This window comes from Butyrivibrio sp. YAB3001 (assembly GCF_900112195.1).
Classification (GTDB): Bacteria; Bacillota; Clostridia; order Lachnospirales; family Lachnospiraceae; genus Butyrivibrio.
Window position 1 is genome coordinate 85,969 of record NZ_FOKR01000007.1, and the last position, 18,302, is coordinate 104,270.

The 18,302-nt window shown below is 39.7% G+C and carries 21 protein-coding genes; 2 read left to right on the forward strand and 19 right to left on the reverse strand.

The annotated features are described in order from the left end of the window. Window position 1: 1 nt before the first annotated feature. From BM086_RS20880 to BM086_RS20885, 7 genes are all read right to left on the reverse strand, one after another. Entirely contained in the window at window positions 2-139 is a 138-nt protein-coding gene (locus BM086_RS20880) for a hypothetical protein (RefSeq protein WP_175560186.1), read from the reverse strand. A gap of 125 nt (window positions 140-264) precedes the next feature. Next, window positions 265-549, reverse strand: a complete 285-nt coding sequence (locus tag BM086_RS09380; protein ID WP_092325768.1) for a hypothetical protein — start codon at window positions 547-549, stop codon at window positions 265-267. Window positions 550-940: 391 nt separating this feature from the next. Then, window positions 941-1,933, reverse strand: a complete 993-nt coding sequence (locus BM086_RS09385) for a lysozyme inhibitor LprI family protein (protein WP_175560187.1) — start codon at window positions 1,931-1,933, stop codon at window positions 941-943. Window positions 1,934-2,277: 344 nt separating this feature from the next. Next, window positions 2,278-2,829 carry a DUF3793 family protein gene (locus tag BM086_RS09390; RefSeq protein WP_092325770.1) on the reverse strand — a complete coding sequence of 184 codons (552 nt, stop codon included), beginning with the start codon at window positions 2,827-2,829 and terminating at the stop codon, window positions 2,278-2,280. 11 nt (window positions 2,830-2,840) lie between these two features. Continuing rightward, window positions 2,841-3,674: an ABC transporter transmembrane domain-containing protein gene (locus tag BM086_RS09395; RefSeq protein ID WP_242952162.1), complete on the reverse strand. Its 834-nt coding sequence runs from the start codon at window positions 3,672-3,674 to the stop codon at window positions 2,841-2,843. After that, window positions 3,675-3,881, reverse strand: coding sequence for a Fur family transcriptional regulator (locus BM086_RS09400; protein WP_242952163.1), 207 nt, complete (start codon window positions 3,879-3,881; stop codon window positions 3,675-3,677). A gap of 128 nt (window positions 3,882-4,009) precedes the next feature. After that, a complete protein-coding gene (locus BM086_RS20885) occupies window positions 4,010-4,150 on the reverse strand; it encodes a hypothetical protein (RefSeq protein ID WP_175560188.1) in 141 nt (46 codons plus the stop codon). Window positions 4,151-4,245: 95 nt separating this feature from the next. Here BM086_RS20885 and BM086_RS09405 point away from each other — a divergent pair, with 95 nt between their 5' ends. Beyond that, on the forward strand, window positions 4,246-5,118 hold the full coding sequence (locus BM086_RS09405; protein WP_092325771.1) for a LysR family transcriptional regulator: 873 nt from the start codon (window positions 4,246-4,248) through the stop codon (window positions 5,116-5,118). 70 nt (window positions 5,119-5,188) lie between these two features. On the opposite strand, the gene BM086_RS09410 is transcribed toward BM086_RS09405, so the two are convergent. From BM086_RS09410 to BM086_RS09435, 6 genes are read right to left on the reverse strand one after another with little or no spacing between them, the layout of a single operon-like run. Next, a complete protein-coding gene (locus tag BM086_RS09410; protein ID WP_092325772.1) occupies window positions 5,189-5,710 on the reverse strand; it encodes an MATE family efflux transporter in 522 nt (173 codons plus the stop codon). A 6-nt stretch (window positions 5,711-5,716) separates the two neighbouring features. Beyond that, window positions 5,717-6,544 (reverse strand): sugar ABC transporter permease, encoded by an 828-nt coding sequence (locus BM086_RS09415; RefSeq protein WP_092325773.1) that lies wholly within the window; start codon window positions 6,542-6,544, stop codon window positions 5,717-5,719. Beyond that, complete coding sequence (locus BM086_RS09420) at window positions 6,541-7,827, reverse strand: carbohydrate ABC transporter permease (protein ID WP_092325774.1); 1,287 nt, start codon at window positions 7,825-7,827, stop codon at window positions 6,541-6,543. The genes BM086_RS09415 and BM086_RS09420 overlap by 4 nt, the downstream gene beginning before the upstream one ends. Window positions 7,828-7,838: 11 nt before the next feature. Further along, a complete protein-coding gene (locus tag BM086_RS09425; RefSeq protein ID WP_092325775.1) occupies window positions 7,839-9,290 on the reverse strand; it encodes a sugar ABC transporter substrate-binding protein in 1,452 nt (483 codons plus the stop codon). Continuing rightward, window positions 9,287-10,963 (reverse strand): glycoside hydrolase family 13 protein, encoded by a 1,677-nt coding sequence (locus BM086_RS09430; protein ID WP_092325776.1) that lies wholly within the window; start codon window positions 10,961-10,963, stop codon window positions 9,287-9,289. Before BM086_RS09430 ends, BM086_RS09425 begins: the two co-directional genes overlap by 4 nt. Window positions 10,964-10,977: 14 nt before the next feature. Next, complete coding sequence (locus BM086_RS09435; RefSeq protein WP_092325777.1) at window positions 10,978-11,742, reverse strand: hypothetical protein; 765 nt, start codon at window positions 11,740-11,742, stop codon at window positions 10,978-10,980. 184 nt (window positions 11,743-11,926) lie between these two features. Between BM086_RS09435 and BM086_RS09440 the strand changes: the two genes are divergently transcribed. Then, the gene (locus BM086_RS09440; protein ID WP_092325778.1) at window positions 11,927-12,817 is read left to right on the forward strand and encodes a LacI family DNA-binding transcriptional regulator; all 891 of its coding nucleotides are present in this window, start codon (window positions 11,927-11,929) and stop codon (window positions 12,815-12,817) included. Between the two features lie 84 nt (window positions 12,818-12,901). Here BM086_RS09440 and BM086_RS09445 read toward each other — a convergent pair whose 3' ends face one another. The 6 genes from BM086_RS09445 to BM086_RS20505 all read right to left on the reverse strand — a co-directional run bounded on the left by BM086_RS09445 (window position 12,902) and on the right by BM086_RS20505 (window position 18,273). Then, on the reverse strand, window positions 12,902-13,441 hold the full coding sequence (locus BM086_RS09445; protein WP_092325779.1) for a hypothetical protein: 540 nt from the start codon (window positions 13,439-13,441) through the stop codon (window positions 12,902-12,904). Between the two features lie 19 nt (window positions 13,442-13,460). Beyond that, on the reverse strand, window positions 13,461-13,910 hold the full coding sequence (locus BM086_RS09450) for an NUDIX domain-containing protein (RefSeq protein ID WP_175560189.1): 450 nt from the start codon (window positions 13,908-13,910) through the stop codon (window positions 13,461-13,463). Between the two features lie 56 nt (window positions 13,911-13,966). Continuing rightward, window positions 13,967-15,082: a helix-turn-helix domain-containing protein gene (locus BM086_RS09455; RefSeq protein ID WP_092325781.1), complete on the reverse strand. Its 1,116-nt coding sequence runs from the start codon at window positions 15,080-15,082 to the stop codon at window positions 13,967-13,969. 54 nt (window positions 15,083-15,136) lie between these two features. Continuing rightward, window positions 15,137-16,438, reverse strand: coding sequence for an MFS transporter (locus BM086_RS09460; RefSeq protein ID WP_092325782.1), 1,302 nt, complete (start codon window positions 16,436-16,438; stop codon window positions 15,137-15,139). A gap of 257 nt (window positions 16,439-16,695) precedes the next feature. Further along, window positions 16,696-17,853 carry an RCC1 domain-containing protein gene (locus tag BM086_RS09465; protein ID WP_175560190.1) on the reverse strand — a complete coding sequence of 386 codons (1,158 nt, stop codon included), beginning with the start codon at window positions 17,851-17,853 and terminating at the stop codon, window positions 16,696-16,698. A gap of 42 nt (window positions 17,854-17,895) precedes the next feature. Further along, window positions 17,896-18,273, reverse strand: coding sequence for a hypothetical protein (locus BM086_RS20505; RefSeq protein ID WP_141107724.1), 378 nt, complete (start codon window positions 18,271-18,273; stop codon window positions 17,896-17,898). Window positions 18,274-18,302 lie beyond the last annotated feature (29 nt).

Genomic DNA, 18,302 nt, shown 5'->3' on the forward strand with positions numbered 1-18,302 from the left:
GTCAGACCTCTGAAATATCAATGAAACGCCTGACCTCTTCCTCTGTTACATTTCTAAGTGAGGGTGCCGCAACTGTATCCTTACATAGCTCCATTATTTTGCCACCAACAAATCCTGTAGCGCCTGTTACAAGTATCATGTTCTTATACCTCTTTATAAAAAACTCAATGGAAAAATCCTGTTCCCCAGAACCCAGTTTTTGTTTCTTTTACTATCATTATATGATGCTAATTGAAAAAATAGGAACTGTAAAAAAATGATATCTCATATCGCTAACTTCCAGGATACCTTTTCCTTGTCAAAATAAAGGCGTATGGTCCTGTACATATCAAGAATCATTACCCTGCACTCAAACACAAGGTCCTTGCTACAGACATAGACTCCATCCGGTGTAGTATAGGTTTCTTTATTGTATAACTGCCTATAGCCCTTTATGGTGTACACCTCATACATACCATCTTCATTCATGAGACGGAACCTCATTGGAATCACATTCCCATCTGACTTATGCTCACATATCACATCCACTTTATCTACTATTCTGCTCATAACACACCCTCACATGGTCCATTTTCATGAGCTCATAATCAACGACCCCAGCAAAACTGAGCGTTACGTCAAAATCAACTGCCAATACCATACAAATGTCCTCTCTTTCATATGTACAATGCAACTTACATTTAAGTTTACATTTAAGTTATGTACAATGCATCTCATCATGCAAACAGCTGTTCGATATACTTACATTATATGAACAGCTGTTCGATTTTGCAACCGCAAGATATGGACTTTCTAGAACATGAGTTTGGTATATTTTGTATTAAGATTTCTTTCTATCATAGAAAAACTAAAACACATATTTTCGTTTCCACTGTTCATTGCCAGATTACCCTATTATGAGTAAACTACTTGACGGTAAAAACTGTACCGTATCAATTTTTTAGAATACAAAAGGAAATTCATATACATCGTTAACGCTGACAATGGAATCACCTGTAACTTCTGTTACTTTGAAGGTTGCTCCATCCCAGCCATAAGTTATGATTCCTTTTACATTTCCGTCTTCAGAAACAAATAGTTTATTTCCGGATTCATCATCTTCAATAGTTCCATGGAGTTCTCCGATTCTGTACAGTGATATGTCTGCATCAGTTCCAGACTCCCAGCCCGATTTCATATAAAGAGAGCTGTATATATCACCTGTTCCCTGATTATCCAAATATAATCCGAGCAGAGATTTTTCCGGCATTTCAAATGAATCGCCGGTAACTGCCGCAAGTTCTTTTGCAAGATAATAGCAACGCCTCTTTGTACTCTCCTCAAGAAGGGAATGCACTTCCGACGTATATATACTGCCTCCCTCTTCCCTTGGTCCAAGAGCCTCAAGCACGGCTTCATCTTTCATAGCAATCCAGTTTCGCTGATCTGTAAGATATTTTTCCTTGGTCTGCATATCAACCTTTTCCGTAAATCGCTTCCACAGGTTATTAAGCTCACAGTCCCAGACTTTGTAATAGTAATATGATGCAATGTTCATTTCAGTCTGTGTCTGATCCTGACTTCTGCGTAATGTAATATGATCCTGGATATCATCCATCTTGGAAAACTCTTCTGCAAAAGAATTTGACTCAGCAACCGCTCTTTCGACTGCGACTCTGATCTCATCATCATAGTTATGATCATAATCGAGTTCTGTTGTTTCATCGCAGATGCTTACTCCATCAATCTGTGATGAAGATTCTGAAACCTCATTCTGACTATCTGCATTTTCAGTCTCTACGACCGAATTATCATCGGCATTCTCAGATGCCTTAATATCCGGCTGTGTCTCAAAAATAGAACTGCTCTTGTCATCGTCAGCACCACTTGTGCACCCTGTAAGTACCATAACAGCTGCTGTAATGGCAAGTCCACGTGTTATCAACTTTTTCATAATAGTATTGCTCCTCATCATAATTCATACTTACCAATGATATTTTAATCCCCATAGTACGTCAATGAAGATTTTTACAAAACATACAGCCACCCTTCACAGTTTACATAACTGCAAAAAGTGGCTGCTTCTCTCATGTCTCTGAAATCAGACTTTCCTACACCTACTTTAAAGTCCATATTAAACACCTTTGTCATATGCGAATACCATAATAAATAACAAACGCAACATCATTACATGTTATTATACTATTCCCAATCACTTCTTTCCTATCTTTTTGCCCTTTTTGCCAATATGGGTAAGGATCACATCTGCTCGTTATTATCCTGCTGACCGAAGTATATTCAACTTACTACAGTAAGCTGCTCCAACGATGTTCCGTTCCTGTGTGCTCTGCTGTAGATTTCCGTACACTTCTTATACTTATCAAACGTCCTGAGTGCCGAATCCATATCTCCATATACTTTCCAAAAGCCTGTGTACTTCACGCCTTCCTCGGGGCTTTTCATGAATCCCAGTACATCTACGACAGGATACCCCAGGAAAAGACCTATCTCATGAGGGAAGGATTTATCCTTCGCCAAATGTCTTGCGAGCTCAGCAACACATAAATCGAAATTTCTGTATGAGTACCCCTTTTCCTTGAGGATCCGACAAGCTTCTTCATTTGCAAGATCTCTTTTCAAAAATTCAGGCCTGTACAGGTAAATAAGCACATGTCCATCGGAATACTTGATTGGAATCATCCGTATTCCTTTTCCTGACAACCGACAATTGAACTCTCTTACTTCAATAGTAAATTTCGCACGATCCTCAATATCAACAGTGAAAAGGTTCCCTGTCTTTATCCCAGCCAACGTTGGCGAGCATAATCTTATCAGCATTTGGTCTCCCATTTTTATTCTCCTCATTTTTGCATGTTAGGCTTTGCTAACATTGTTTCAAAAGTAAAACCTGCAAAAGCGATACCGAGCGAAGCCCCGCCATATGCAAAGAAGTCCATGATGATAATGGAGTTTAGCTGCATGGTAAGGACTTTCATGGTGATCCGCCGGAAGTTCTCAGACTCTGCATTCATCTGCTCGTTCTTATACGCGTCAGCTTTGTATGTCTTAAGAGTTGTCATACCCTGAAGGTTCTCAAGGAAGGTGCTTCCAAGCTTTGCATACTGGTCCCAATACTTGGAAAGAAGTTTCTTGGCAATTTTCTGAACCATCATGATGGCTCCGGGGATAAGCGGAACGCAGATAAGGAGTACACCTGCAACCTTGAAACTCCCTGCTATGCCAAACAATACAAACAACGTGATCGGAGCTATAAATGCGTAGAAGAACTGCGGTACATACTGTCCAAAATAGCTCTCCAGCTGTTCCACTCCTTCCACTGATTCCTGCACAAGTTCAGCGGTTGTCGCATGCTCCCTGTAGGTATTTCCAAGTCTCAGTATCTTTTTGTAGATTTGCTCCCTCATGACACGTTTTACAGTCTTCGATGCAAGATAGCTCATCTCTGTCGTTTTCTTTGTCATGAAAAATCTGACTACGAGAACTCCTGCAAGTATCGCAATAGAAATAAGCATCTCATTTGCAGTCATCTCTTTCCTGTACAGTTTTCCGACTGCGTTTGCGATGATAAAGATCATCAAAGCGTTCATCATAAGCTCTGTCCATTGGCAGATGATGTTCCCCACTATAAATCTTTTGCTTTCCGGGCACATGGCCATCAGCCGTTTATCAAACATTTAAAACACATCCTTCACGTTGTTATTTATCATGCGATATACAGTAGCTACTCCCACAGAGGGATCTTTGCCTCGAACAATGCAACAGATATCCTTACAGCTGGCCCCATCATTTTCAGCAATAACATCTGCAACTATCATTCTCTGTCTGGTTATTCTCATACCGCTCTCTTTTAAAGCCTCAACAATCTGCTCATTATTCATCATGCCATCACTTCCAGCCAAACATTATCGTGTTAGTTTTAGCTAACCAATCCTCAAAAGAAAAATCCGCACTAACCGAGCTTTTAATAGATATTTAATATCATGAAAATCATTATCAGTTATCTCAAATGTTAGCATACACTAACTCTATTTTCAATAGTGCTGCTGTATTTTTCTGTTTCATCTCCAATACCAAGATGCCTGAGGCATTCAACGATAGCTTCTGTATCCATCTCTTTATTCCCTGTTTGTGTTGTGTTTTCATCTGACATCCTCACTATAATCCATGTACAATCTCTTCGCTAATGGTTATAATGAATATCATGCTATTCGCATTTGGCATATCACTTTATTTAAGGGGATTCTTATGGAAATAAGGAATTTAAGATATTTTCTTGCCGTCGCAAGAGAAGAGAACATGTCACGAGCCGCAGAATTACTCCATGTCACACAGCCTACTCTTTCCAAGGCATTAAAGAGTCTTGAGGAAGAACTTGGAAAAAAACTATTCACAAGGCATAGTTTTTCCATCAAACTCACAGATGAAGGAATGCTACTGCGTGACCGTGCTGAGGATCTTGTTTTAATGGCAGATAAGATCGAGCAGGAATTTGTCTCCTTGGATGATATCACAGGTGGAGACATATACTTTGGTCTGGCGGAATCCTATCAGATCTGTCATCTTGCCCGAGAGATTAAAAAGCTAAAAGACAGATTTCCTTCCTTCATCTACCACATCACCAGCGGTGATACTGAGCAGGTAACAGAAAAGCTTGATAAGGGGTTACTGGATTTTGGCGTAATCTGCGAAACACCTAACAAAGATAAATATGACTATGTCACATTCCCTGATACTGACCGCTGGGGTGCTATTATCTTAAAGAGTCATCCCCTGGCAAAGAAAAAGAGCATAAAAGTAGCCGACCTTATAGGACAGCCACTCTTCTGCTCTGAACAAAGCTGGAATATCGAGATCCCGGAATGGGCCGGGGAGAATTTTTCCAAGCTCCACCTGGAAGGTTCCTTCCGTCTTTCTTATAATGCATCAATGTTTGCCAAGGAAGGCCTGGGTATACTTCTGACCTTTGAGCATCTGATAGACTGCTCCGAAGAAAGCGACCTTGTATTCCGTCCACTTTCTCCCAAGCAGGAAACAAAGCTATATCTTATCTGGAACAAGTACCAGACCTTCACACCTATTGCAGAAAAATTTCTGGCACAGGTAAGGGCGACGTTTTAAATTCAAATATCATTCTCTGCGGCCCTCTGCAGTCCTCCGCAGCATGGAACTTCCATCCTTACCATAGTGATTATGTAATAGTATTCATCCACTTCTTACTTCTAAACATAAATATAGTAATAACCAGCCTGAACAGCTCTTCCTGTGACAAAATAAAATATGTCCACACAATAGGCAGCTTAAGCACCAGTCCGGCATACAAACCAAGTGGAACTCCAACAAGCCAGGTTCCCAACATGTCGATTATCATAATATACTTGGTACGTCCTCCGCTTCGAATAATCCCACCGCCAAGGATCATATTCATAACTTTCACCGGAGCAAGGATTGCAAAAGCCAAAAGAAGCTGCCCACCAATTCCCCTGACATCTAAGTCCACCTTGAACAATCCGATATACAGACTCCTTGAAATAACCAAAAGAGTCGACAATATCACCGCACCAGCAAAGCCATATAGACATAGCTGTTGGGATTCACTATAAGCTTTGTCATATTCCTTCTCACCAAGTCTTTTTCCTATAAGGATTCCTGCCGCCTGTGCAAGTCCGGAAAGCGCCCCGATAAGAAGCCCCTGAATATCTAAGAAAAAGATAAACTGTTACTGCTTCACAGCACCATCAGATACTCCTGCCACAAGAAATCCTGACAAAGAAAAATATAAGATAACAATTGGTACCGCAATAAAAATAGCTCCTGCCGCAAATCTTGAGAACTCAGTTTCCCCTAAATGAGTAAGCCCAACAGCAACAGTCCATAGATCACGATTTTTTAACAGCAAATTAGGAAGAATGAAATCACTCCAGGGCCAGGCAAAAGAAGTCAGCGCAGTATATACCAGTATCGGCTTGGACAATGGCATTGTGACTTTCCAGAAAATCACAGGGTTGGAAGCGCCGTCAATTCTAGCAGCTTCATAGATTGAATTGCTTATGGTGTCAAAATATCCCTTCTGAACCAGATATCCCATAGGTGCCCCTGCTGAATAGACCAGTATAAGGCTCCACAGATTGTTTATCAGATTGAAATTGATCATTATAAGATACACAGCCGTCATTCCCATAAAGCTAGGGAACATACTAAGTACCAAGGTGGTCTTCATAAGCGGTTTTCTCATTTTGAATCTGAATCTGCTCATGGTATATGCTGTCAGAATTACCAGTACTGTAGACAGTACACAGGAGAAAACAGCCACAAAAAGAGTATTCCTAAGCCAGCTTGGATAGTCATACATCTGTGTATCCGTAAACAATTTGAGATAGGTCCCAAGGCTATAGCTTTTTGGAAAAAATCCGTCATAATCATAAATTGATCCAGAGGCTGAAAATGAAGCCAATACAAGCCACAACACCGGAAAAAAGAATATGAAGGATACTAAGATAAGTACTATATGTGTAACGACAGCTTCTGAAAGTCGTTCTTTTTTCATCTGAAAGTATCCTCCTTTTTAAATGCTGATGAATTAACGTATGTTACCAGAGAAATCACCGAAGTAATAACGAAAATGATAAGGCTGACTGCCGCGCCTATTCCATAGTAATTATTGTCAATAGAGAGGTTATAGAGCCAGTTAATGAGAAGGTCTGTATCACTTGCAAGGAAATAATCATCCAAATAAAGGCCTCCCCTTAGAAAGTAGAATACACCAAAGTTGTTGAAATTCCCTACAAAGCTGGTGATCAGTGTTGGCGTTGTGGAAAACACCACAAAAGGAAGTGTGAGCTTTGTAAACTGCTTCCATCTTCCTGCTCCGTCGAGGCTGGCAGCCTCATAGAGTTCATTGTTCATGTTTGAAAGTATTCCTGTAGCCAGCAACATTGAAGTAGGTATTGATATCCATGCATTAACTAAAAGACCTATAATTCTGGCTTTCCATCCGGCATCAATATCCAAAAATCCCACCGGCGCAAGTCCCATAACTTTCAGGTAGTAATTGATAGGTCCGCCATAAGAGAACATGAACTTGAATCCCAAAAGGGTAATAAATCCTGGAACGGCGTATGCAAGAATAGGGAAGGCTCTCCAAAAGGTCTTTCCCCTAACACATTTCTTATTCAGAAGAAGTGCCAGAAATAATCCTCCAAAATAGTTAAGAGTCGTTGCGCACACTGCCCAGATCACATTCCATCTAAGTATCTTTAGAAAGGTATCCTTTATTCCTGACAGGGAAAAGATCTGTATAAAATTCCCAAATCCTATCCAGTCCACTAGCTTGGGAGGAACGATATCCCCACCATAATTAGTAAAAGCAATAAGGATCATGAAAATTATAGGAAGCACGTTGAACAGTGCAACTCCCGCAACCGGAAGAAACAGCGCCACAACATAAAACTTTTTATCCACAAACAGCATCAATGATGCTAAAAAGCCGGGAACAGGCTTGCCCTGCTCCACTAGCTTTTCTGTGTTCTTAACATCTTTTATGTTAGAAAGATAAAACACGATTACTGAAATAAGTATCAGAAATGCCAGTATTCCTCTTAACAACATGATGATAGAATCATCACCCTTTGTGCCAAGCCATGGATCACCCTCCACAGTTCCAAGGGTAAAAAAACCTGCCATATCTCCAAATCCGACGGTAAAAAGATACCACAAATATAAGGCAAGTACTGACATATAAAGCATTCCCTTTATTCTCTGTCCGTACAGGAATTGCCCAAGTCCCATTATAACGTAGGAGCATTTTGTCTTAATATTTCTTGAATTCATGTTGAGCTCCCTTAATTAGACAAAGTATAAATTGCATCGTAGATACTCTTTGATGCCTTGTCCAGCGCTTCCTGCATTGAAGCTTCATCTGCATATTTGACAGTTTCACCTTTTTTCTCTCTAAAGGCATCCTTGGCAACATCACTAAGAAGGGTACCCATCGGATCCCATATCTGATCAACAGCCTTAACAGACGGCATAAGACTTATATGTCCGGCATTAAGACTTTCAAAGATCATACTTGTTGTTCCACCCATTTCCTGCGCAACATCTGACCTTGTTGGTGCAACTCCAAGAATCTCTGCTCTTCTCTTTATCATTTCTTTACTTGTAGCAAAGTTTACAAACTCAATGCAGGCTTCTCTGTGTTCTGTATAAGCACTGATTCCATAGCCGTTAACGCCACCCATTACTACAGTATCAACGGTATCTCCTTTTTTACTTAAGTCCCCATCAGCCGGCATTTTCCTGGGAAGTTCAACCATTCCCAGATTCTCAGTAGCTTTCTGGTCAGCTTCTTCATCGCTACTTCCCTCAGCTTTATATACATCTGCAAGCCTGTCATGGAAAAGAACATATGTATCCGGAGTTGAAATAGAGCAAAAATATGTACCATCAGCTACCTTGGCATATCTGTTCTGAGAAATAGAATCATCAATGCACTCTTCATTCATAAGGCCTGCAAACTGGCGAAGACCTAACATCCCCTTGGCAGCATCACCTTTACCAAAGCCGACATCCTCTGCATTTGTAAGGCCATTTTCATCTTTTCCAAAAACATATCCGCCATAGGAAAAATCAAACTGTGCCATCATATAAAGATCCTTGCAGGAGGCAACAAGTCCATAGTTCTGGCCATCAGATGTCTCCACAATTTGCTGGGAATACTGATACAAACTGTTCCAGTTCTGAAGGAAATCCGGAGTCTTGTCCCCATCCTCATCCCACTGTGATTCCCAGTCTTCAGGCAGCTTATCTTTTCTATAAAAGAGCATGGGCTCCTGAACATTAACAGGAATGGCGCAAGTGTACTGTTTGCCATCAACTGCTATGGTAAAGGCATCCCAGGCTTCTTCCGGGATAAGGCTTGCACACTCAAAATCATCCCTGTTAAGAGCCAGAATGTGCTTATCTTCTGCGTAGGCCATCAACTTATCATTGGCTTGATAAAGCACATCAGGGCCGTAGCCATAAGGGCCGTTTTCAGCAAGGTTGCTATATTCCTCCATGTTCGCATCAACCGCCTGAATTCCTTTATCTTTATACGCTTCATTAAAAGCGGACAAGAGTTCATCAAGGTATCCCTCCTGCTTAGCAGTATCATTTTCAAGAATACGCAGTGTGATCACCTCACCATTTGCAGAATCAGCTGCTGCTTTGGCGTTATCACTTCCACACGCTGTCATGCAAACACCAAGTGATGATATTAAAAGCAGTGCGAACGCATTTTTTAAACCTTTCATAAAACTTCTCCTCCACAAACAAATAATCTGAAGTCTCCAGGTGCTACCTGAATATCTTTTTCTTTTCCAATGCTTTCTGATTCATTTATATACAGCATCACGTCACCATTTCTGCCCTGCCTCTTTAGGCAAAAGAGCTTTTTATCCTCCGAAGCAAAAATATGGGTGCCGCTAAACTGGAAGCTGCACTTTTTTCTTATATCAGCCAGCTGTTTTATATAGTCATTAAGAGTATCCTCTTTATCTTTTGCAAAATCCATACATCTTCTGCAGTCCGGATCATAGCCTCCAACAGTATAGCACTCCGTTCCATAAAAAATCGATGGCGCACCAGGAAACAAATACAAAAGAGCCAGCGCAGCCTTAAGTTTCTTTCTATCCTCATGAACTTCGCTAAAAAATCTGTCTGTGTCATGACTATCAAGGAGGTTAAGCATCATGTCATTAACGGTATCAGTATTTCTGGCCAGGATATCGTTAAGTTTATTGGCCATTCCCTGAGCATCCAACTGTCCATAAGCAAAATAATCTAAGGCAGCCTTAGTAAATGCATAATTCATGATGCTGTCGTACTGATCGCCCCTAAGGTAATTACTTGCATTATGCCAGTTTTCGCCTATGATCACTGCCGATTCTTTGGCTGCTTTAATTTCTTTTCGAAACCTTCTCCAAAAATCATGGCTGATTTCATCAGATACATCCAGTCTCCACCCATCTATGTCAAACTCCCTGATATAATAGGTGGCGATAGAGATAAGATAATCTTGAACTTGGACGTTTGATGTATTCCACTTGGGCATATATGTACATCCTGCAAAAACCTCATAGTTCAGCGGCGAAGCATAAGGATAATCGCCTTTTATAACAAACCAGTCGTAATACTCAGACTCTTTTCCCTTTGATATTACATCTTGGAATTTATCGTTAAGCTCACTTACGTGGTTAAAAACTGCGTCCAGAACCAGCTTCATTCCCCTGTTATGTAGTTCTTTTACCAGATTCGTAAGATCTGTCTCATCCCCAAAATTTGGATCTACTTCAAAGTAATCCACAATGTCATACTTGTGGTTGGACGGAGATTTGAAAATAGGTGTAAGGTAAAGAGCATCACATCCAAGTGACTTTATATATTCGAGTTTGGAGATGATCCCTTTCAGATCGCCACCCGCAAAACTCTTGGCATTAGGAATGTCGCCCCACTTCAGGTTAATATAGTTCTTATCTTTGTTTCCATCTGCCATGCAGAATCTGTCGATGAAGATCTGATAAAAGCTGGCCTGTGATAACCACTCTTCTTTTTTTAGGATATCGGCGCTGTTAATGTAGGGATACTGGAAGAAATTGTAAAAGCCCTTGGTGAAATCATATGTGAATGTTGCGCCATCCTCAGAAAAATAGTAATATTCTTTTCCATCATAAAGGTAAAAGACATAGGCAAGTCTGGTGTCTTCCAGTTTAAGCCTGATAGAGTAATAGTCGTAAAGCTCTCCTGAAAGTTCCTTTTTCATCTGAAGCTTTTGCTGACTATTGCCAATAACATATTTGCTCTCGTAGATGATATATGCTCTTTCAATGTCATTTTTAGCTGTGCGAAGCCTTATGACAATTTCATTTTCAGATACAGGAAAACAGTATTCCGAATCTGTAATGTGTAAAAGTGCAAACTGATTCATTTAAACAGCTCCTTTTACTGATTTTCTGTTCCATCAGTCAATGGATCAGAATTTCTTACTATTGAAAGAGTATCCTGCGCCTGATTATCAGGATTTGTTGTAAGAGTAATTGTATAGTTACCATCAGTCAGAACCTTAACATTTGCTTTGTCATCTGTTCCGGCAAGGCCTCCGGCGTTTTCCATCTGAGACTCATCTATTTGTGTAAATTTACCAAAGCCCTTCTGTGTATCCCATGACCAGTCTGCTATGATCTGAAATTCATCACCCTCAAAAAGATCTATAGTCAGAGCAAATTCATTAGTTGCATTTCCGGTTGGAACCAGTTCAAATGTAGCTTTTTCTTCATCGCTCAGGCTTCCTGCCCAGTTGTTAAGCGCAAGTGTTCCTTTCTTGGATGAACCTGCGATATACCAGTGTCTTGTATCTTCTGCAACACTATTAGCTCTAAAATCTCCGTAAAGAGTTGTATCTTTCTCAAAAGCATCTACAGAAAGGTCTTTTTTGCTGGTTTCAAGATAAGATGGAGTTTCAAACCAGCCATTAAACTCAGCATCTTCTGTCTGTTCAAATGCTTCATAAGAAGCTTTATCCAAAAGTTCACCTGCTGCAGCTTTAACTGTACCAAGAGTCGTATCCTGATTCATAAAAGTAATAGTAATTTCTTCCTTGGGTGCCTCCTGCACCTCTTTCTCTCCGCATCCTGCAAGTCCGCAAAATATAAATAATGTTGCCATCGTACTGGTTAAAACTCTTGCTGCAAATCCATTCTTTTTCATGCTTTGTCCTCCGTTTGCATAAGCATTTAGCTTGTTTTTGTCAGTTGCATCATCATGTTAAGTTTGTTAACTTAACTGTTAAATTAGTAATATCACTTTAGATTTCTCTTGTCAATATCTGATGGCTCTGCTATCATTAACTTAACTTGTTAACCTAGAATTTAATTATAGAGGACGTATAATCATGGCCAACGAAAAGAAAGCTACTGTCCGGGATATTGCTGCTAAGGCCGGTGTATCGGTAGCTACAGTTTCATATGTACTTAATGACAAAAAGGATACCAAGATAAGTGATGTAACCAGAAAGAAAGTATTGCAGGTTGCAAATCTGCTCAACTACAGTATTCCTGAGAAGTACAAGAATATAGATGCCAGAAAGGGTGCCTATACTATCGGCGTCATGTATACGCTTATGGCGGATACTCCCTCCAGAAACGCAGAGATTCTCTCTCTTATAAATCTTTTGGCCGGCAGGTTTTTCAGGATTGGATTCAACTGCCAGCTCATTCCTCTTGATTCCACAGCGGAATATCAGAAGCCCATAGATGGTCTGGATGGAATAATAGCTATAGACCTGGAAGAATCTGTGTTCAAGCAGATGTCCGGACAGTACTTTATTCCTATCCTATGCCTTGACATGATGATCAACGATTTTCTTTTTTATCAGATACATACTGATATGGAAAGTATCGCTTCACAGGCCAAAGAGATTTTGGGTGAGGATTACTGCCTTGTTATTGATAAGTACAACAATAAAAGATATTGCGATTACCTGCTGGCAGATCTTCCAAGAGAAAATGTTTTCTTTTTCTCAGATTTAGAAGGCAGTGACTATTCTATGCTAAAGGGCAAAAAGGTCCTTGTTTATGGTGTGCAGCTGGGAATGATAATCCGTCAGAATGCCAAATGCAAGGACCTGGTTGTAGTTTCCGGTGAAGATAATCCTCATATTTATTTCAAGGGTCTTAAGACTATCCATTATGATATTGAGAAGAAGGCCAATCTGACTATGAATATCATGATGAATGCCATAGAAAAAAAATTTGATGTTAAGCACGAATATAAGGTATTTTGATAGTTCATTTTGATATGCCACGGTACAGCATCCCCTATTTGTTCATACTCTCACCTTTATTCCCAAAGCAACTATTTATTCCTTTTACTGCATATCATCCTTAAGAGTTTCATAGATAGTCCTTGCTATTAGCTTTGACCCTTCTAATGACGCATGTTTCCTGTCTTCATAGAAAAGATCTGCTTCAGGATGTTCATGGATATACTCCCACCACTTTTCTCCAACAGGCGCAACCTTGCATCCATATTTTTCCGCAAGTTTCCTGTACCTCTTTGACATTTCTTTTTGGGAAGTCTCATCACCTTCTTGGGTCCAGGTCATATAAAAACATGGCTTGGATTGCGTCATCCTTATCCACTCCATCAACTTGTCAGCTGCTTCTTCCATAACAGAAAAATCTCCCATGGGGTGAGCTACATGCTGGAGAATTATAAAATCATATTCACCAAAGAGAATATTAAACCTTGTCTGTTGGTTTTCAACATGATAATCGAGTCCCATCCCGCCTTTTGTAAGCATAGTTACCTGCATGTCTATTCCATTTTCTTTGCATATATCCTTAAATAATTTTGGCATATCATTAAAATATGTGTGGCTGTTACCAATAAAAAGTGTTCTCATCATCCTGACTTCTCCCATTTTTTCAAAAATAATTATTCATGGCAAGTTGCAGCGCATCATCAATCATTTCATTACCTGCAAGATCAGCATAGTTTAAATAATCTTTAATCCTATCTGCCGCCACCATCTCTCTCCCATATATTTTTCCTGTAGCCGGATCAATATGACTATCATGAATATCTTTTATTTTCGCTATCATTCTTACCTGCGCATACTTATCTGAATATTCCTCCACCAACAAATACCCCAGGTAATATATGTCTTCAAGTTCAATATTCAATTCTTCAATATATTCTCGTTTCAATGTTTCTTCAAAAGTCTCAACATTTTCAGGCTTTCCACCGGTCAATTTGTACTTACCATCCTCAATTCTTAAAACTACTCGTTTGTCATTTGAAAATGCTATTCCATAGACCTGTTTTACCGGTAACTGTTCCGGAAGCAAGTCCTTAAACCACGTAAACTTAACCATATCTTGCACCATCATTAGGCTTATTTTTCTTCATACATTGCATTCTCCCAATTGTATTATTTTTCTTTAATGCTCTCCCAGTATTTCTTTGCCGCTTCCATTTTCTTTATTACTTTTTCAGGTGTAGGCTTATGCATCATCTCGTCCATAAGATTACCAATGCCATCTACTGCACTATGGCCCACTTCATCATAAACTGATGTGTTGTGATCCTTTGCGGCATGCCAGAACTTAATCTTGCCGCTAAAGTCATTGCATGGATTTTTATCAAATTCCTTGGCTATTTCATAAGCTTCATCTATACACTCTCTCATGAGGTCATACTCTTTGACACAGGATAAACTCATAGCCTTGAAAACCAGGACTATAGTCTTAAGCTTTGTTAAATAGCTTATTTTTCCGTTGCTGGTAGCATTTATGATAGCCATGTACCAGTCCATTAGCTCTGAGGCTTCGCAAAAAGCCTTGTTTTTATCGGTACTGATAAGAGCAATGTACATGCCTGCCGCAAGATCAAGGTCTTGAATAAGGGTTCTCACCATAGTTTTGGTGTATTTATCAAGGGCTTCATCTGTCTTTCCCTTTTTCATTAAGATCCTTGCTATCTGAACATCGGATGTTCCCATGTAGTTCAGTACTTCGAAATCCATTAAAGCCTCATCAGTATCATCCCAAATTTTCGCATAAGCTATTCGCATTTTAATAGAGAACTCATTTATATCAGGATCATCATTTTGAGATAGATACCTAAGCGCTGCTTCATAAAGCTCAATAGCCCTTTGGCAATACTCTTTTTCATTCTTGTATGGAAGAACTGTTTCATAAGTATAAGCGCAATTATAAAGGATCTTAAAATTCCCCGGATAACGGACTGCGGCCTTCTCTGCCACAGAAATAGCTTCATCATATTTGCCTTCATCAAGAAACTTTTTCATTCTATCCGTGATGCTATCAATACTCTTAGATGAAATGCTGTATCCAAGCAGTGTATCTACTGATATGTCAAAAAAGTCTGCGAGATCCATCAATATAGATATATCCGGAACGGTGTTTCCACTCTCCCATTTGCTGACTGCGCCTTCTGTTATGCCGAAGGCTTCTGCCAGGTCTGCCTGGGTGAGATTCATTTCTTTGCGGTATTTCTTGATGTTTTCATTCAAATTGTGCTGCATTTTAAGGTTCCCCTATACCTAATCTTATTACTATATAAACTACTATGCTTTCCTTCACTCACATTCTGCTAGTTTGGAAGGTACTTCGGAAGCCTCATCTCTTTTGCCACTAAGGATATCCGATAATGTATGCGAAAGTATTAAATACAGGCATACCAGTACATCAATTGCGCCAACTACCATGAATATGACAGATGTTGGAAGCCATGCTGCAAGAAGGCTTACTATAACAGACATAACAGGCATAGCGGCATTTCCCATGGCATTCATTATTGAAGCAGCCCTTGCAAAATACTGCTCATCGATAAGCTCTATAAATACCACCTGCAGGAAGGCTGAAAGAAGCGAAACAAACACTCCCATGGTAAAACTAATAAATGCCACATATGAATAGGTGATTACTATGTTATTGTATAACGGTCTGCCAAGAATTACAGCCAGATAGTAAATACCAATGCAGATACCTCCACTTATTACAAACACTTCTTTTCCAATGAATTTGCTCAGAGCAGGATAAATCACAGTTCCCAAAAGCGTTCCAAGTGTGATTGCAATGCTGATTACTGAAATAGTCTCAGCACCTGTGCCAATAACTTCATTGGCAAGTGGTGCCATTAAGCTGTTGAGCGGAACCAGGATTCCGTTTAGGAACGCTGCGAAAAGAACAAGAAACATTGCCACTTTGCTGTGGGCTATATAAGAAAAGCCCTGCTTTAATGTATCAAGATAGGCTTTGAAGTTTCCATTGATATCTTTTGCCTCATCTGAAGAAATCTTTATTGTAGCTATGATAAGTGCTGACAAAAGAAATGTTGCCATATCAATGTATATAGCGCCTGCAGTGCCAATAAGCGCAATTATTCCGGCTGCAGCGCCCATTCCGATAAGTTCAACAACTGTAGAAATCGCTGTGGATAAAGATGTTCCGTAGGCTATCTCTTCTTTTTTCAGTAACTTGGGGATAACTGCAGAACCAGCAGGAAGCCTGAATGCTTCTGCAGTCGAGATGACAAATGTCGTTATGACAAGTATCCACGCATTAAGAAATCCAAAAAGGAATCCTGTAGCAATTACTGCCACACAGATAGCCCTAATAAGATCAGTAACAACCATGATTGGCTTTTTCTTTTTTCCCTCAACCCAGGCTCCGGCAAGTGGCTGGATAAACACAGATGGAATCTTATTGACTCCATAAATTATCGCTGACCACATAGCATTGCTGGTAAGCTCGTACACCAGCCATGCTGATGCGATTGCATCAATAGAATCCCCAAATCTATTGATTATTCCTGCAACCAGCAATTTCATATACTGGTAATTTTTGAGTATTGCTTTGTAACCCGTACTTTTCTTCATTTCCTCATCCTCACTTACGTTTGTTTTCGTTATCCTTATTCTAAATGGCATGATAGCGAAACATAACAGACTAAGTGTTGGATTTTGGAGAGCAAAACTTTCCTGATAGGAAAGTTCCGCCCATTTATCAATTAACCAACTTGGTTGCATATATTCTGTGTTCTTCTGTGTTTAGTATACTTCGTATATAAAAGACGATATGCTTTTCCTGCACATATAACAAAATACTGTTTTACTCGAAAAAAGCGAATAAATATTCAGTCCTTCTTTTCTTTAAACTGTATCCTCTGAAATCTGTCGGAATACACGAGTTCTACTGGCTCATGAAGTCCATCATCCATATATTCTTCAGGAGTTCTTAATGTATCTCCATATAGTTTGAAATCCCAGATCTTACTTCCTTCGCCGTCCACATACTTGCCACATGCATATAATGAGCCGTCTTTTTTCTCCGCAAAGGTATCATATGTATAGTCATATTCATCATCTTCTTCGGTATATGGCTCAGAATTTTCAAATCTGACTTCATCCATCCAGACCATTTTCACATCATCCAATACCTTTACCGGTTCTTCTATGAAATCCTGATTCTTACTGTCATATCCGCAGCTTCCAAAGGTGTTGTTGCCCCAGGTCCACAATGTACCATCCTCTTTGATGGCAGCCATGCTGAAAGAACCGCAGGTAACATAGATTGCATCATCAAGCATTTTCGTAGGCTCCGAGTAGCTGCACCCAATTGTGTCGTCAGGATGCTTTGCAGATGTAGTCCTAATTTGCCCCCACCACCAGACTGAACCATCATCTTTGAGGGCAACGATTCCGCTTTGGCTTGCTCTGGCATATTTAACGTCGGACATAAGCAATACAGGGGTTGCTGCAACTATATCATCATAATAAATCCATTCTTTTCCATACGGATTTTCTAATCCCATCAATCCATTTTGGTTTGCCCCGGCTCCGTATAATTCACCGTTTTCAGTAAGATAAATCACAAAGAAGGCCGCACCATCAACATGGATAACATTCTCTGCCATCTTCTGCGGCGTGCTTTCATAAGATGAACGATTCCCGATGCCAAGCTGTCCTTCACTGTTATCACCCACACCCCAAAGTACATTATCATCATCAATATAATAGTGATTATACTCATACTCATTTCTAAAATAGTAGTTTGCTATGTCAAAATCAGTATCATCAAGATGAAGCTCATCCATGTTTTCTACATAGTAAACAGGAAGTTCAACAATATCCTCATCAGAATCCACAGTAACTGCATCATCAGATGAGGTAATGGCAGGAATGAACTTAATAAGCACAGTAGCACCAATAGCAATGCATAGAATGGTAAATACCCAGACCAGCCAATTCTTCTTGTCAGGCTCATCAAAATTACTATCAATAATTTCACTCATATCTTTATCTTCAATATTCATGAGTCACCTTTCACCAGTTAGCTATTGAAAATCAAGTATATACAATGGAGCCACAACAATAATAATGCTCATCAACAATGTCATAGCCTTAAGAGCTTTACTTTTTTTCCACAATAATTGATATGCAAGAAACTGTAGTATCGTAATAGCTGTAAAATATAGAATCCATTTCAATTCCCATGGAACCAGAGACATCCATGAGCCATCACCATAGTATGTAAAAACAATACTTAGAACTAATATCCAAAGGAAAGGCATAAGCATAATAACTTCATATGCCAACAATGCTAATACTCTTTTTCTCTTAGTAGCATTTCGCACAAAGAATGAAATGCAAACAGATAATATGCATAACAAAACTGTCCTATAGAGATCTGAAAAAATAATTTCTGCTATCAAATTCAGCCTACTTTCCTCTTTGGATCAAC